The sequence below is a fragment of the Fusicatenibacter sp. genome, assembly GCF_977045365.1.
This window is the reverse complement of record NZ_CDRRUH010000028.1, coordinates 1-15602: the sequence shown is the minus strand read 5'-3', so window position 1 is coordinate 15602 and position 15602 is coordinate 1. Positions and strand designations below refer to the sequence as shown.

The window sequence follows — 15602 nt, the reverse complement described above, 5'->3', positions numbered from 1 at the left end:
TTTTTATATAACGAAAAGATCCCGGTTTCCCGGGATCTTTCTTAATAAGCTGATGACGGGAATCGAACCCGTGACCTCCGCCTTACCAAGGCGACGCTCTACCGACTGAGCCACATCAGCACTCGCAAGTTGTTTTGTTTTTTTGTTAGCTCCTTGCTACATTTGGTATTCTATCAAAACTATAGTGAATTGTCAACAGTTTTTTCTACAAATTTGAAAATTTTTATTTGTCCACAGATTTTCCTGCGCTTTTGACAATTCACCGTAATTTTTTTGGTCGTTTTCCCGTCTCACGAACAGACCTCCCGCACTTTACTGCGGATTCTCTGCAGTGCATTATCGATTGCCTTCGGCTGCTTTCCAAGTTTTTCTGCAATCTGCGTATAATCGTACCCTTTCAGATACAATTCCAACACCTGGTACTCAAATTTGCTGAGCCGTTCTTTGATCCGCTCATACATGCCGATTACGTTTTCCCGGCTGATCATGATCTCCTCCGGTGTCTCCTCGTCCACCAGGCGCAGCTCCTGCTCGGAAACCGGTTCGCTTAACGAGACGAAGCTGTTCAGCGGCTGATGCTTCTGGCGCTGGGACGATGCCACTGCCGAATACATCTGGCGGTCGATGCACAGGCCGGCGAAGGTGGCAAACGATGCCTCCTTCCCCGGTTTGTAGTCACGCACTGCCTTAAAAAGTCCGAGCATGCCCTCCTGGATCAGATCCTCGTGATCTCCGCCCACCAGGTACAGCGCCCTCGCCCTGGTCCGCACCAGCGATTTGTATTTGTCGATCAGATAATCGGTAATCTCGCGTTCTCCTGCCCGCAGACGCGCAATCAGCTCCTCATCCGTACAGGTATCGTAATCTTTCACCATCATATCTCTTGTATCCTTCATCTTTCTTCCGCCGGAGCGTAATGTGATTTTCCGCAATTTCTAGCAGCTTCTCTGTCTTACAATCTCATAAGCGAGCACGCCGGCTGCCACGGAAGCATTCAGAGAGTCGATATCGCCTTTCATCGGAATTGTGGCTGTGAAGTCGCAGTTTTCTCTCACCAGACGGCTGACACCCTCTCCCTCATTTCCGATTACAAGGCCGATCGGTCCTTTGAGGTCGAGATCATACATTCTCTGTCCGTTCATGTCCGCGCATACAAACCAGATGCCCTTTTCCTTCAGCATTTCCATGGTCTGCACCAGATTCGTCACCTTTGCCACCGGTGTGTAATTTAATGCACCTGCCGACGTTTTGGCAACGGTTGCTGTCAGGCCGACTGCGCGGTGCTTCGGCACGATGACACCATGTGCGCCTGCCAGGTTTGCGGTACGGATGATCGCACCGAGGTTATGCGGATCCTCAATGCCGTCCAGCAGAAGGATAAATGGCGGCTCCCCTTTCTCCTCTGCGCGTGCGAGGATATCCTCAACGGTTGCATAACTGTAGGAAGCAACCTGTGCAATGACACCCTGATGCTTTCCTGTAGTGGACAGCTCATCCAGACGCTCTTTTTCTACGTAATTGATGATGGTATCGTGTTTTTTCGCCTCGCGGATGATCGTGCGGATCGGGCCGTCCTGGCTGCTTGCAAGAACGAACAGCTTGTCCACGGTCTTGCCGGAGCGGAACGCCTCGATGACAGCGTTTCTTCCCTCTACCATGCCGCCTGCAAACTCCTCATCCGCCTGCTGTACTTCCTGTTTTCTGTCTCTGTCACGGTAATCGCGTTTCCCCTTAAAGTCACGTTTTTTTCCGTCTCTTCTCTCAAAGTTTCTCTTGTCGTTTCTGTTGTTTTCTCTCATATCATTCCTGTTCCGCGGCCCCAAAAGCAGTGGGAACTTTTGCTTTTTCAAAAGCCCCACTGCCCTGCCGCTTCTTTTTTATTTTCTGAATCTTATCTGCTCTCACACTTCGCCAAGTCCTGCCCGGATCAGGTCGACCATCCGCTTGTAATCCCCTTTCAGGTACAGATACCCCATCACGGCCTCAAACCCGGTTGCCCGGCGGTAGTCGATCGTGGACGCATTTTTTGCCTTGGTATAGGATTTCGCATTTCTGCCTCTTTTATAAATCTGTTTTTCCTCTTCGGTAAACAGCGGCTCCAGAATTTCAATCATCGCCGACTGTTTCTCCGCCTTTACAAGCCCTGCCGCATGGCGGTGCAGCTTGTTGACCTGCATATTTGCTTTCCGCACCAGAATCGTGCGGATGACGATCTCATACGCAGCATCCCCGATATAGGCCAGCGTAAGCGGTGAATACGTGCGGATATCATGCGGTTCCAGTCCAAACAGCTCCGAAAGATAATCCTTCTCCCCGAAAATCGCCTCCGGGAAAAGTTCTCTTTTTTCTGTTTCTGTTTTTTCTATTTCTGTATTGCTCTGTTCCGTCACCTGTCTTTATGTCCTTTCTTTTTTCCTCATCTGACGCAGCTCGCCCTCCAGCTCGAGCACACGGTTCGTAAGTTCCGTATTCTCCTGCTGGAGTACCTTGATATCCTCGAAAATCGGGTCCGGCAGATGAATGTGATCCATGCTTTTTCTCGGAATCCGCACATCATTCTGCTTCACAATGTGCCCCGGCACGCCGACAACGGTACAGTTCGGCGGAACCTCCTCGATCACAACCGATCCGGCTCCGATTTTGGAGTTTTCCCCGATCGTAAACGATCCGATGATCTTCGCACCGGCGCTGACCATAACATTGTCCTTCAGCGTCGGATGACGTTTCCCGGTCTCCTTACCATTACCGCCGAGCGTCACGCCCTGATACAGCGTCACGTTGTCTCCGATGATGGTCGTCTCTCCAATGATAACGCCTGCTCCATGGTCGATAAACAGTCCCTTTCCGATCGTCGCACCCGGATGGATTTCGATGCCGGTTTTTCTCGCCGCCCGCTGTGAAATCCATCTGGCCAGAAAGTAATGGCCTTTCAGATATAGCTTGTGCGCCCGCCTGTACTTCAGCATAACACGAAATGAAGGATACAGCAAGACTTCCATGGGAGAATGTATCGCCGGATCCCGCTCCTGAATCACCTGAAATTCCTCTTTAAAATACGCGAAAAAACTCATCTTTCCTCTCCTTGCCTCCTGCCGGGACTTTTCCGGATTTTTTATTTCTTACCACCTTTTTTGCCCGAAGGGCAATATTCAAAAACGGAGCTGTTTCATCTCCGATAAAGACGAAATAGCTCCGTGGTTCCACTTTACTTTAAGGGCATGCATGCCCTCTTCTTTTCTTCTGCATAACGTGCAGGACCCGTGCCGGACTACCCACTTTTTCCGCTTCACCCGGCCTGCTTCCGGACGCACTTCAAAAATCCTCATTTCAGGCAGCTTCCAGCCCCATTTGTCTGCCATTCTCTGTGAAACAATTCTGATTTTCTACTTTTTCCGTTCCAAGCCTTTTTCTGTTTCCGTTTGTTCTAGTTTATGCAAATTTTTCTCGTTTGTCAAGCAAATTTCCGCCGGATCCACTTGCTGATTTCGACCGCCGGAATGACAAGCAGTCCAAGGCCGATCGCCACATCATATTCCAACGCGCTGATCCGCTCAAAACCGAACGCACTCGACAGTGCCGGGATGTAAATGACGGCGGATGTGAGGACAAATGAGAGTGCCATCGCGCCCCACAGATACTTGTTCTGATGCTTCATATGGAAAATAGAACCTTTCCGTGATCTCATATTGAAGGAATGGAAAATTTCCACCATAGAGAGTGTCAGAAACGCCATCGACATGCCGTCCGGGCTGTTGACGATTTCCCAGCGGCCGGCTTCCAGATAGTGGCCGATGAAGTAGGACGCCAGCGTCAGCACCGTAATCACGATGCCCTGAAACGCAACATCAAAGCCGAGGCCGTCCGCAAAAATACCGTCATCCGCATTTCTCGGCGGGCGTTTCATGATGTCTGCCTCACCGTCCTCCATACCGAGCGCCAGCGCCGGGAAGCAGTCCGTAATCAGGTTGATCCAGAGCAGATGCACCGGATTTAAAATCGTAAAGCCCATCAGCGTCGCGCAGAAAATCGACAGCACCTCGGCAAGGTTCGATGCCAGAAGGAACTGAATTGCCTTGCGGATATTATCGTAGATTCGTCTTCCTTCCTCAACCGCCGCGATGATCGTCGCAAAGTTGTCGTCCGCGAGCACCATATCTGCCACGTTTTTCGTCACATCCGTTCCCGTGATGCCCATTCCGATGCCGATATCCGCACGCTTGATCGACGGCGCATCGTTGACTCCGTCTCCTGTCATCGCGGTGATTCTGCCTTTCCGCTTCCACGCATCGACGATCCGCACTTTATGCTCCGGCTGGACGCGTGCGTAAACAGCATATTCCTCGATTCTCCGGTCAAGCTCCTCATCGCTTAACTGATCAATCTCGGCTCCCGTTACCGCTTTCCAGCCCGCCTCCAGAATACCCAGCTCTTTTGCAATAGCAACCGCTGTGTCTTTGTGGTCACCCGTAATCATCACCGGACGGATGCCTGCCCCGCGGCATTCCCGGATCGCATCGACTACTTCCGGCCGCACCGGATCAATCATACCGCAAAGTCCTAAAAAGCAGAGATCCTGCTCCAGAAAGTCCGGCTCCTGGGAGGACGGCATCTGGTTCCACGCTCTTCCTGCTGCCGCCAGCACGCGGAGTGCCTGGTCTGCCATCGCCTTGTTCTGCGACAGGATTTCCTGCCGGAATGCTTCTGTCATCGGCTGTTTTCTGCCGTCACGCCAAACGGAGGTACACCGCTTCAGAATCTCATCCGGTGCGCCTTTTGTGCAGGAAAAATACGTTCCGTCGTTTGCGCGGTGGATCGTTGTCATGCGTTTCCGCATCGAATCAAACGGCGCTTCCCCGACACGCGGATACTGGACGGACAGGCTCTTCTTCGGGCATCCCTCTTTCTGCGCATCGTTGACCAACGCACATTCCGTCGGTTCTCCGACTGCCTCGCCGTTTTCGTCCGGCTCCGCATCGGAGCAGAGTGCCATAACGGATACGAGACGTTTTACATCGCTTCCCTCATGTTTTACCACGGTCATCTTATTCTGGGTCAGCGTTCCTGTCTTATCCGAGCAGATCACCTGCGTACAGCCGAGCGTCTCGACAGCCGTCAGTTTCCGGATCACCGCATTCCGCTTTGACATTTTGGTCACACCGATGGAAAGCACGATTGTGACAACTGCTGCAAGTCCTTCCGGAATTGCCGCTACGGCAAGGCTGACGGCTACCATAAAGGTATTTAAGATGTTCTGCGGCGTCACGCCCTCTTTTAAAATACCGACAATGAAAATCACGGCACAGATGGCGAGCACCATCACGCTTAAGATTTTGCTGAGCTGGTTCAGCCGCTTCTGCAGCGGTGTGCTCTCATCCGCCGACTGCGTCAGAACATGGGCGATTTTTCCCATCTCGGTTTTCATACCCGTTCCGGTGATAACAGCGCGGCCGCGGCCATAGACAACGGTGCTTCCCATATAGACCATGTTTTTCCGGTCCCCGAGCGGAACCTCGCTGGCTGCGCCGGCGTTCAGAACATCCGCTGTTTTATTGACCGGGACAGATTCTCCGGTCAGCGCTGCTTCTTCGATTTTCATGCTGGCGCTCTCAAGAATCCTTCCGTCCGCCGGAACAGCATCGCCCGCTTCGAGAATTACAATATCACCGGGTACGAGCTCCTCGCTCTTTTTCACTTCCATTTTCCCGCCGCGCATCACCTTCGACGTGGCTGCCGCGATCTCCTGCAGAGCTTCAATCGCTTTCTCTGCCTTGCTCTCCTGCAGAACACCGAGCACCGCATTAATGATGACAACGGTGAGAATAATGACCACATCAGCGTACGATTCGCCTTCATACGCCGATGTGATGCCGGAAATCAGCGCTGCGGCGAGCAGGATCAGGATCATCGGGTCTTTCAGCTCTTCGAAAAACCGCTGCAGATTGCTCTTCTTTTTTCCCGCCGCCAGCCGGTTAGGTCCGTGTTCGGAAAGCCGCCGCGCAGCTTCCGCCTCGGAAAGTCCCTGCTCCGTTGTCTGTAACTCATCAAGAATCTTCGAACTTTTTTCCAGATACTCTTTCATTTCCATCCGTCCTTTCTTCCGAAAACGCTTTTTGCGTTCCTGTGATAAGTTCCCACTGGTACACCGGTCTCTTTCTATATAGAAAAAGACCTATCCGCACCATATTTGTTGATACAGATAAGTCTTGTCATTTCATACAAAGCCAGAAGAAATGCTTTTTCTTCGGTTGTTGGCCTTATAGCGTCACATATGCCGCCGACTACTCCCTTATTCTTCTTCCAGTCTACCACATCTTCCAGCCTTGTGCAATCGCATTTCTCTTTTATTCTTCTGCGTTCTTTGCGCATCCCGGGCAGCCGCTGCATCCGCCTGCGATCCGGTCGTCCGGCATCAGGTCGAGTGCCTTGGAAATGCAGCAGATCGCCTGTGCGGAAATTCCCTCTTTTTTTCCGGTAAAGCCAAGTCCTTCCTCGGTCGTTGCCTTGATATTGACCTGATCCTCTTCGAGATGAAGCGCCTCCGCCACATTTTTCACCATCGTGTCGATGTATGGCAGGAGCTTCGGCTTCTGTGCAATAACGGTTGCATCGATATTTTCAATCAGATACATCCGCTCCTCGAGCATCTCACCCACTTTTTTCAGCAGTTCGATGCTGTCTGCGCCCTCATACGCCGGATCATTGTCCGGAAAATGGCGTCCGATGTCCCGCAGTGCTGCAGCGCCGAGAAGCGCATCCATAATGGCATGGACCAGCACATCCGCATCGGAATGTCCCAGAAGGCCATATTCATACGGGATTTCCACACCGCCCAGAATCAGTTTCCGGTTTTCCACCAGTTTATGCACATCGTAACCCATTCCTACTCGCATTGTTCGTTCCTCCGCTTCGTTACTTTCTAGTTAAATCCATACAGCTTCTGCGCTACCTTGTAGGCATAGACTGCAATTTTCTGTCCCGGTTTTGATTTGCTGCTCATAACAGTTCCGAAAATGCCGTGGCGGATGCGGAAGTAATCGGCTGCATCCTCCTGTTTCAGGTATCTCCACAGATCGTTCTTTTTCTCGAGATTTTCTTCCGTTCCGGAGCGCATCATCATCACGGAAGAAACCGTCATAATAATGGTCAGATAGCTGATCATATATTTCCGCAGGTGCTTCGACAGCCCTTTCTTGTCACCAAGGTAATCGATCATCAGCTTGTTGACACGGATCTGCTGGTCAATTCTTCCGATCATGACTTTCTCGTTAACCGACTGGTCGGCTCTTCCGATAAAGTAGCGGTAGAAATTGACATCGAGATAATACATCGTTTTGACGTACGGAAGCGGAATAAACGCAACCAGATTATCCACATAGAAGGTGTGCTCCGGAAGCTTCATACCGCACTCTCTTAAAAGAGAAGTCCGGTAAATCAGCGAATGCATCAGCAGATAATGTGTTTTGCCGAGAGATTTCGCCTCGTCCCATCCGAAAAAGCGGCCTTCCGGCAACGATTTCGCATAGCGCATCACACGTTTTCTCTTGGCGCCCTCTTTTTCATACACATAGTTGCTGATCAGAAGGTCGAGTGTTTTCGGTCCGCGTACGACTTCTGCCAGAACATTTAAAATCTTCTGGTATGCCTCCGGATTTACCCAGTCATCACTGTCCACAACCTTAAAGTACAGACCCGTCGCATTTTCCACACCTGTGTTGACTGCTCCGCCGTGGCCCTTGTTTTCCTGATGAATCGCTTTTACAATCGTCGGATATTTTTCCTGATAGCGGTCTGCAATCTCTGCGGTTCCGTCCTTGGAACCATCGTCCACGATCAGAATTTCTACTTCTTCTCCGCCGGCCAGCAGCGAATCGATACATTTCTCCATATATGCTTCTGAATTATAGCATGGTACTGCAATTGATAAAATCTTCATCTTTTTTCTCCCTGCTCTTTTTTGCTCTTATGCCGTTTCAGGCACGTTCCAGATCTGTGTATTTTGCGTATTCCGCAAACGCAGACGGAATGGCATATCTTTCTGTGGCGGTTTTCGCATCCGCAAAAATCAGGCCGGCTTTCTGTTCCCCTTCCTGCTCCACATCGTTTCCTGCAATTTTAATGGCATATCCTGTGATATGCCACTCGACATGGGAAAAAATGTGCTTGTACGGCGGCAATGCCTGAATATGAAGCGGCGTCACGCCGAATTTTTCTGCCTCTTCAAGTGCTTCCTGTTCGGAGAGCACGCCATCGAAGTTCGGGAACTCGTAAAGTCCCGCCAGAAGTCCTTTTTTCGGCCGTTTCCGCACTGCTGTGTGCGCACCGTCCAGAAATAACAGAACGGTTCTGTCTTCGATTCTGCGCGGCTTTGCGCTCTTTTTAAACGGATATTCCGTCCAGGTCTGATGCTGTCCTGCCAGACACTGGTCAAAAAGCGGACAGACCTCACATTTTGGTGCGCCGTTCGGCAGACAGACCATTGCGCCGAGATCCATCATCGCCTGATTGAAGGCTCCCGGATCTTCTGCCGGCATAATTTCGGTCAGCTCTGCTTCCACGCGGTTTTTCACGGACTGTTTTAAAATGTCCTCACCGTCCTCCCGGAGGCGTGCCATCACACGAAGCACATTTCCGTCCACCGCCGGCACCGGAATGCCAAACGCGATCGATGCAACGGCTCCCGCTGTGTAATTTCCGATTCCCGGAAGTCCTTTTAAGGCTTCGTAATCTGCCGGAAATACACCGTCATACACTTCCATAATTTTCTGTGCGGCCTTCTGCATATTCCGCACACGGTTATAGTAACCAAGGCCTTCCCAGAGCTTCAAAAGCTTTTCCTCGGGACAGACCGCAAGTGCTGCGACATTGGGCAGTTCACGCATAAACCTCTCATAAAACGGTTTGACCGCCTCCACCCTCGTCTGCTGGAGCATAATCTCGGAAACCCAGATTTCATACGGGTTCTTTTTTTCTCTCCACGGCAGCACTCTTTTATTTTCGCCATACCATTTCAGTAATGGCTTCGTAATTGTATCCTGCATAGTAATCTCCTGTTAATAGACCATTCTTATTTTGCCACATTTTCCTCCAAAATGCAAAATAAACATTGCGCTCTCACGCGTTTTTGATTAAAATTAATAAATACTTTAAAAGAATAACCAAAACCCTTAAGATATGGAGGAAAAACTCTTGATCGACAGTATTATTTTTGATGTGGACGGCACCCTTTGGGACTCCACAGACGTTGTTGCCGATGCATGGAATCAGATTATGGAAAAAGAAACCGATATGACACCAAACCTCACCGGAACCGTGTTAAAAGGCCTGTTCGGCCGTCTGCTCCCGGATATCGCCGCCGTCATTTTCCACGAATATCCAAAGAAGCGCCAGTTAGAACTGATCGAAGCCTGCTGCGCCAAAGAGCATGAGGCACTTCTTGCTACACCGGCTCCTGTTTATCCGGGACTTACCGATGCACTTTCTATTCTTTCCAGACATTACCCGCTTTATATCGTAAGCAACTGCCAGGCGGGCTATATCGAAGTTTTTCTGGAAGCCACAGGCCTCGGTCACTATTTCAAAGGCCATCTCTGCCCTGGCGATACCGGAAAGGCAAAGGCAGACAACATCCGTACAATCATCGAACAGAACCATCTGCAGCACGCGGTCTATGTCGGCGATACCGACGGCGACCACAAGGCGACACGCGAGGCCGGAATCCCGTTTGTCCATGCCGCATACGGTTTTGGTCAGACCGAAAACCCGGACTACACCATCACTTCCCCGATGGATCTTGTCACACTGTTCGTACCGGAAGATTATAGCAAGACCCGAAAATAATGCAAAAAAGGCAGTGCTGCAGAGCGCGAATTGCAAGGAACAGATTTGAAGGCGTACCGGGGTACGACGAAAATCTATGACGCAGTAATTCACGCTCTGCGGTGCTGAATTTTTTGCATTATTTTCGGGGATTGCTATAATTTTTAACAGTTTCTTTCTCATAAAAAATACGCATTCCTGTTTTGATAACGGAATGCGTATTTTTTATGTTCTATTTCTTCTTTTCTCAGCTCTCGCCCTTACCTGGGTAATCATCGTCACCCGTATGGTCTCCCTGATCCGGTGCGCTCGGCTCCTGGGTCGGTTCCGGTGTGGACGGGGTCTCCGTCGGTGCTACGGTCGGCTCCGGCGTAGACGGGGTCTCCGTCGGTGCTGCGGTCGGTTCCGGTGTGGACGGGGTCGATGGAGTTGATGGAGTTGACGGAGTTGATGGAGTTGACGGCGTGTAATCATCGTCGTCATCATCGTACGTGTAGGATGGCGTTCTCGTCGGCGTTACTGTCGTGGTATTCGTCGTATGATCGACATTTTCGTTATCTGCTTCCGGTGCCTGTGTCACAGTAAGCGTATCCTCACTTACCTCATAAGCTTCGGAATAATAAATGATAACCGGTGTTCCGTCATCAACATTGTCATATAATGCCTGTGCCACTGCGGTCGGAAGTGCAACAGATCCTGTTGTTGATCCTGCAGTCAGATACAGGTTTCCGCCGAAACTGCTTCTCCAGGAAGCATCGTAGAAACCGATCTCTCCGTTGAACGGAATCCAGGAATCCACATCTCTTTCCCAGGAATAGCTGCCGTCTGCCTGAAGCTCTCCGTGCAGTTTTTTCTGACTTTCTTTTGCTGCGGTTGTGTAGATACCCGGCTTCGTGTAGCTGCTCTGCTCCATCAGACCGGTTACACAGTCACCGTCGACAACCAGATTTCCATCTTTGTAGAGCCAGATATGCTGACGGCTGGCATCAACCTCAACATATGTCTTGCCGAATCCGTTGTTCTCTGTGGAAGCAGCGAACTCTCTCTGCGCATACTGCGGCTCTCTTGTATCTGCTGCGTGAGCATCTACTTCTTCTGCGATCTTTGCAATCTCCTGCTCCTGATCCACTTTCCATCCGTAGCCTTCCTGGCTGATGGTCACGCCGCCTTCGATACCGGTTGCCGGGAAGGTGTGATCCTTGCCATCGGTATCGATCGCTGCCGCAAGATTTGCCACATATTCTTTTACTCTTTCATTCCACTGGTTTTCATCTTTGGAATAATTTCCATCCGCATCGACTGCCAGCCAGCCTTTCATGGTATTTCCGTCAAGAACCTGTGTTGTTCCATCCGGCATACTGTATGTGATGCTTGCGCGTACCAGTTCATTTAACTGGTCCTTCTGTGCATTCAGTGTTTCGTCATCTGCTGTTACCAAGGTTCCGTCGTAAACGCCTGCTTTTTCAAGATCCACTTCGGTATCCGCATTGATCAGCGCGTTTTCGATGCACTGTTTTGCAAGGGTAAGATCCATTCCCTCACCCATAACAGCATCCACAATCTCAAACTCATTGTTCTGGAAGGTGATGTAGGCGCTGGCCGGTGCATTCTCACCGTCTGCGGACTGGAATTCGTCAAATCCATCAATCACCGCATCCAGTTTTTCCTGACTGTACTGCATGGTGACCTGGGAATCTTTCTCTTTTCCGCCATTTCCCAGGAACCAGAGGAAACTGTTCTGTTTCTTTAACACGTTCTCCACGCTGCCGTCTCCGGCGTAGGTGTAGTCGATGTCTTTTCCGCTGACACTCTTCGTATCATTGTCTTTGAATTTTACATTTAAGGTGTAATTTGCAGCCTGCTCTTTGATTTTCGTTTCTGCCTCTTTGGCCGTCATATCCGAGCAGTCTACTCCGTTGATGGTTGTTCCGTTGAAGAAATAATTCTGGTAATGAAACATTTTGCTTCCATAGAAGAAACCTCCTACAGCAATAACAGCAACGGCTGCAACTGCGATAACCGCACCGCCTTTTCCCTTTTTCTTCTGCGTTTTTGCGCCATGTGGAATGTACTCTTCGTCGTCATCCTCATAATCGTCGTAGTCATCATCCTCATCGTCTATTTCCGGCATTGGGATATGGCCTACCGTGTCGCTGACGAGGCGCTCCATTGCGGCTTCCACCTGATCACCAAGCACTTCTTTCTCAGAACCCTTGGTCTCTGTCTTCTCTTCTCCCAGCAGATCATCCTCATCTGCGAATGGATCGTTAATGATCAGATCATCATCCACCATCACTTCTTCCGGTTCCGATTCTGTTTTTGTCTCCGCCGGATCGTCATCAAAATCAACGAGACCTTCCAGTTTTTCGGTTGTCTTGCTTACACGTGAGACTTTCTTCGGTGTCTCAGCCGGCGTCTCTTCGGTTTCTTCTTCCTCTTCTGTGAATTCCGGAATCTCGATGTCCTGCGTCACAGGCTCAACTCTGATCTGCTTCATTTTCTGCTTCGCTTCTTCGTCTTTTGCACGCTCAGTTGCCTCAAGAACACTTCGCAGATTACTTAAGTTTGCAGTCTCATCCGGGATCTGATCTTCGCTTTTTGTTTCTTTGCTTTCAAATTCAATGGAGTCTTCGATGTCTGCCAGTTCTTCCTGGAATGTTTCACCGCTCTCCTTTTCCGCCAGGTCACGGTCAATCTCTTTTTGCAGGGCAGCCCAAAGTTTACCGTCCTTTAAATCATCATCTTCAAACTTCATGTTTTTTGCTCCTCATAGTTCTGTGTCTGCACTTTACTTACTTCTCTTCTTTTTTCCTAAAAAATGCCCCTATAGATTTCTTCTTTTGTCCAAGGGCACATACACTGTTAAGTATATCATAAAATCCGACAAAAAAAAGCAAAAAATTTGGTTTTGGCAAATTTCTCACTTTTTTCGTAAATCACCTGTGGAATTCGTAAAAAAATACCTTCTGAAGCGCTTCTCCGAGGAAAATTCCAAGGGCAATTGCGCCTGCCGCGGTCGCTGTCTCTAAAAGATACGTTCCAACCATGTTTTCCGGCCCCATAACGATCGAGTAGACGATGCGGTACATACCGGCTCCCGGCACCATCGGGAGAATGCCCGGGATCACGAAAAGGATCACCGGCGCTTTGAAATGACGCGCCATTGCCTGGGAAACCAGGGCGACGGCAACGGCAGCAAGAAAGTTCTTCATCAGAATGCCGTCGTTGAATACTTCCACGATCAGATAGACCGCCCAGCCGATCATACCGACACCGGCCGTGTAACATTCCAGCTTTTTTGGTGCGTTCAACAGTCTTGAAAATCCCCAGATTGCAACCCAGGCTCCAAGGGATTTCAGGATGATTTCACCTGCTATTCTCATATTTTTGCTTTAACCTCATCTTTTTTCTGTATCGGTTTTCTCTACCGCACCAGCGGACGGAGCAGCAGCATGCCAAGTCCCACGCCGATTGCGATGGCCGCAGCGGTTACAAACGCCTCAAGCATCCGTGCCGCACCGGAAATGTAGTCGCCGTGCAGGGTATCATACACCGCATTCGTGATCGCCACACCCGGTACGAGGGGCATGATCGATGCAATGATAATGACGTTCAGATCCATGGTTCCCGGCAGGTAATGAACACAGAGAATAGATGTGATCGCCAGTAAAAATGACCCGATACAGTTCACAAGAAACGACTGCATCCCGGCTTTTTTTCCTCCGTAAACACCGATTCCTGATATAAAACCGGCAAGTGCAGATGCCAGCACTTCGTAGAACCCGGCTCCGAACATGATTGCAAAGCCTGCGGTCGTCGCCATCATCGCGAGCAGATTTTTTTTTAATTCCGGCTTGGCACGATAGATATCCCGCACCCGGTGGAACAGCGCATCCAGGTCGATATTTCCTTCGCAGAAATCGCGGGAAAGCTGATTGACCGCATGGATCCGGTTCAGATCCGTTGCACGGCTCTCTACGCTGCGCATAACAGTCATGGAATCCATCGACGGGTCGTCGAGCGTTACCACAAAGCCGGTCGTCAGTGCCAGTACATCCGCTGTTTTCAGGCCGGACATGCGCAGCATCCGCAGCATGGTATCCTCCACCCGCCACGTCTCCGCCCCGCTCTCCAGCAGGATTTCTCCCGCCATAACCGCGGTGTCCAGCAGCAGTTTATAATCCATAATTTTTGTCCTCTCAAATGTAACTCATATTTCACACATGCCAGACGATTGTACCATGAAGCAGTGTTCACTTTCAAGTTAATTCTATGCAAATTCGGCGATATCCGGGCGCTCGCACGCACCATTCATACAGTCTCATAGACAAATTTTCATGCAGGTATGAAGTTTGTCCACGAAGCTGTACAATTGAACTATTTTTTCAAAATTTCTTCAAACTCCATTCACACTTTCCTCACATATGACAACTATACTAAACGTATCAAAACAAAGGGACAACAAATCATCTTCCTCTATCTTTCAACCGTTGTCCCCACCTAATATTCTTTCCAATTTATATAGATTTTTCTTTTTCATAATGCCGGTATTTCTGCCAGAAGAAATACCGGCCCTCCTTTTTTATTGCCCCAAAAAAAGTGCCGGTATCCCGTTTATGTATTATTCTTCAAATTTTACAACCAGTGTCTTATTCCCGACCGTCTCAGACAGCAGTCCGGTAATCAGCGTTTTTGCCTGTTCCTGTGCCATCGTTTCCAGGTCATCCATCTCTTTCGTCTGCTGTTCTACATCCTCCTTCGCACTCGCGATTGCATCCAGCGCATCTTCCTTCCGCTCCCAGTTCAGAAGCGCTGCCTTCTCATCGTAATACTGGATGGAATCATTGTCGATGGAAATATCAAAAATCTCCACTGCCGGAAGTGTAACTGTTACTTCCGAATCCGTCACCTCCGTATTCGCCTTCGAGAGATCCACGCCCGCACGTACCTCTGCACGGTATGTCATATTAAACGCCTTCTGCGTCAGAAACGGAATCGACCCGTCCGAGTAATGAATCAGCCCGTTATAAATCATCTTCGCCGACGTCAGCTCCCCCGCCGCCTCCAGCTTGCTGTCAATAAACGTCCCCGTAATCTCCGGCTCCCGGTCCCGCCGCAGCGACTGCGTCAGATAAACAACCATTCCAGCAAGGATTACTACGATCAGAAGATAAATGACAGCTTTTACCGTTCCGCGGCTTCCATTTTTTTCTCTGCTCACGTTACAACCACTCCCTTCTCATGTTTCATTTTTCATTATTTTTGAATATGTTCTGTGGCTCTATTGTACCTTATTTACGCCATAAAAAACAGTCCTGCTTTACAAAAATATCTTAAAATTCTGTAAAGCCTGTTCTGTTAGACTTTTCTTTTAAACAATACGAAAAAAGAGTGAAGATACAAAATCTTCACTCTTTCCTAATACAGGGGATGAGAGAATCGAACTCCCACCAAAGGTTTTGGAGACCCCTATCATACCATTTGACCAATCCCCTACGCTAGATATACCTTCAAAACCGCATACACTTAACACCTATACATCATACCATACTTTCTTTCCGAACACAACCATTTTCTGCAAAACTTTTGTTTTGCATTTCAGGTCAAGCCCTCGACCGATTAGTAACAGTCAGCTCCATGCCTTACGGCACTTCCACCTCTGCCCTATCTACCTCGTCGTCTTCAAGGGGTCTTACTTCTTTCGAATGGGATATCTCATCTTGAGGGGGGCTTCACGCTTAGATGCCTTCAGCGTTTATCCCTTCCCGACTTGGCTACCCGGCCGT

Annotated in this window: 13 protein-coding genes, 2 tRNA genes, 1 rRNA gene and 1 other annotated feature; of the genes, 1 reads left to right on the top strand and 15 read right to left on the bottom strand. The window is 49.6% G+C overall.

Translation table 11 applies throughout. The annotated features are described in order from the left end of the window. Nucleotides 1–47: 47 nt before the first annotated feature. From ACY2VW_RS07785 to mutY, 9 genes are all read right to left on the bottom strand, one after another. Nucleotides 48–120, bottom strand: a tRNA-Thr gene (locus tag ACY2VW_RS07785). Nucleotides 121–290: 170 nt separating this feature from the next. Continuing rightward, nucleotides 291–896 carry an RNA polymerase sporulation sigma factor SigH gene (sigH, locus tag ACY2VW_RS07780; RefSeq protein WP_238061801.1) on the bottom strand — a complete coding sequence of 202 codons (606 nt, stop codon included), beginning with the start codon at nt 894–896 and terminating at the stop codon, nt 291–293. Nucleotides 897–935: 39 nt separating this feature from the next. Next, the gene (gene rlmB, locus ACY2VW_RS07775; RefSeq protein WP_055221331.1) at nt 936–1658 is read right to left on the bottom strand and encodes a 23S rRNA (guanosine(2251)-2'-O)-methyltransferase RlmB; all 723 of its coding nucleotides are present in this window, start codon (nt 1656–1658) and stop codon (nt 936–938) included. A 243-nt stretch (nt 1659–1901) separates the two neighbouring features. Continuing rightward, nucleotides 1902–2321 carry a Mini-ribonuclease 3 gene (locus ACY2VW_RS07770; protein ID WP_461877678.1) on the bottom strand — a complete coding sequence of 140 codons (420 nt, stop codon included), beginning with the start codon at nt 2319–2321 and terminating at the stop codon, nt 1902–1904. A 75-nt stretch (nt 2322–2396) separates the two neighbouring features. Further along, entirely contained in the window at nt 2397–3071 is a 675-nt protein-coding gene (gene epsC / locus ACY2VW_RS07765) for a serine O-acetyltransferase EpsC (protein ID WP_461877662.1), read from the bottom strand. 103 nt (nt 3072–3174) lie between these two features. Next, nucleotides 3175–3409, bottom strand: a binding site (T-box leader). A 42-nt stretch (nt 3410–3451) separates the two neighbouring features. Further along, a complete protein-coding gene (locus ACY2VW_RS07760) occupies nt 3452–6079 on the bottom strand; it encodes a cation-translocating P-type ATPase (protein WP_461877661.1) in 2628 nt (875 codons plus the stop codon). Nucleotides 6080–6341: 262 nt separating this feature from the next. Then, nucleotides 6342–6890 carry a 2-C-methyl-D-erythritol 2,4-cyclodiphosphate synthase gene (ispF, locus tag ACY2VW_RS07755; RefSeq protein ID WP_022463066.1) on the bottom strand — a complete coding sequence of 183 codons (549 nt, stop codon included), beginning with the start codon at nt 6888–6890 and terminating at the stop codon, nt 6342–6344. Between the two features lie 26 nt (nt 6891–6916). Continuing rightward, nucleotides 6917–7933, bottom strand: coding sequence for a glycosyltransferase family 2 protein (locus ACY2VW_RS07750; RefSeq protein WP_461873943.1), 1017 nt, complete (start codon nt 7931–7933; stop codon nt 6917–6919). Between the two features lie 37 nt (nt 7934–7970). Next, on the bottom strand, nt 7971–9038 hold the full coding sequence (mutY, locus tag ACY2VW_RS07745; RefSeq protein WP_461877660.1) for an A/G-specific adenine glycosylase: 1068 nt from the start codon (nt 9036–9038) through the stop codon (nt 7971–7973). 148 nt (nt 9039–9186) lie between these two features. On the opposite strand from mutY, the gene ACY2VW_RS07740 reads away from it, so the two are divergent. Continuing rightward, nucleotides 9187–9837: an HAD family hydrolase gene (locus ACY2VW_RS07740; protein ID WP_461877659.1), complete on the top strand. Its 651-nt coding sequence runs from the start codon at nt 9187–9189 to the stop codon at nt 9835–9837. Nucleotides 9838–10063: 226 nt separating this feature from the next. Here the strand turns inward: ACY2VW_RS07740 and ACY2VW_RS07735 are convergent, their stop codons facing one another. The 6 genes from ACY2VW_RS07735 to ACY2VW_RS07710 form a co-directional block, all read right to left on the bottom strand. Then, nucleotides 10064–12571 (bottom strand): L,D-transpeptidase family protein, encoded by a 2508-nt coding sequence (locus ACY2VW_RS07735; RefSeq protein ID WP_461877658.1) that lies wholly within the window; start codon nt 12569–12571, stop codon nt 10064–10066. A gap of 181 nt (nt 12572–12752) precedes the next feature. Then, entirely contained in the window at nt 12753–13199 is a 447-nt protein-coding gene (locus ACY2VW_RS07730) for a threonine/serine exporter family protein (RefSeq protein WP_022463061.1), read from the bottom strand. Nucleotides 13200–13240: 41 nt separating this feature from the next. Then, nucleotides 13241–14002: a threonine/serine exporter family protein gene (locus ACY2VW_RS07725; protein WP_461877657.1), complete on the bottom strand. Its 762-nt coding sequence runs from the start codon at nt 14000–14002 to the stop codon at nt 13241–13243. Between the two features lie 435 nt (nt 14003–14437). Further along, nucleotides 14438–15037 carry a DUF4230 domain-containing protein gene (locus tag ACY2VW_RS07720; RefSeq protein WP_461877656.1) on the bottom strand — a complete coding sequence of 200 codons (600 nt, stop codon included), beginning with the start codon at nt 15035–15037 and terminating at the stop codon, nt 14438–14440. Between the two features lie 203 nt (nt 15038–15240). Next, nucleotides 15241–15311, bottom strand: a tRNA-Trp gene (locus ACY2VW_RS07715). 104 nt (nt 15312–15415) lie between these two features. Further along, a 23S ribosomal RNA gene (locus tag ACY2VW_RS07710) occupies nt 15416–15602 on the bottom strand; the annotation flags it as partial.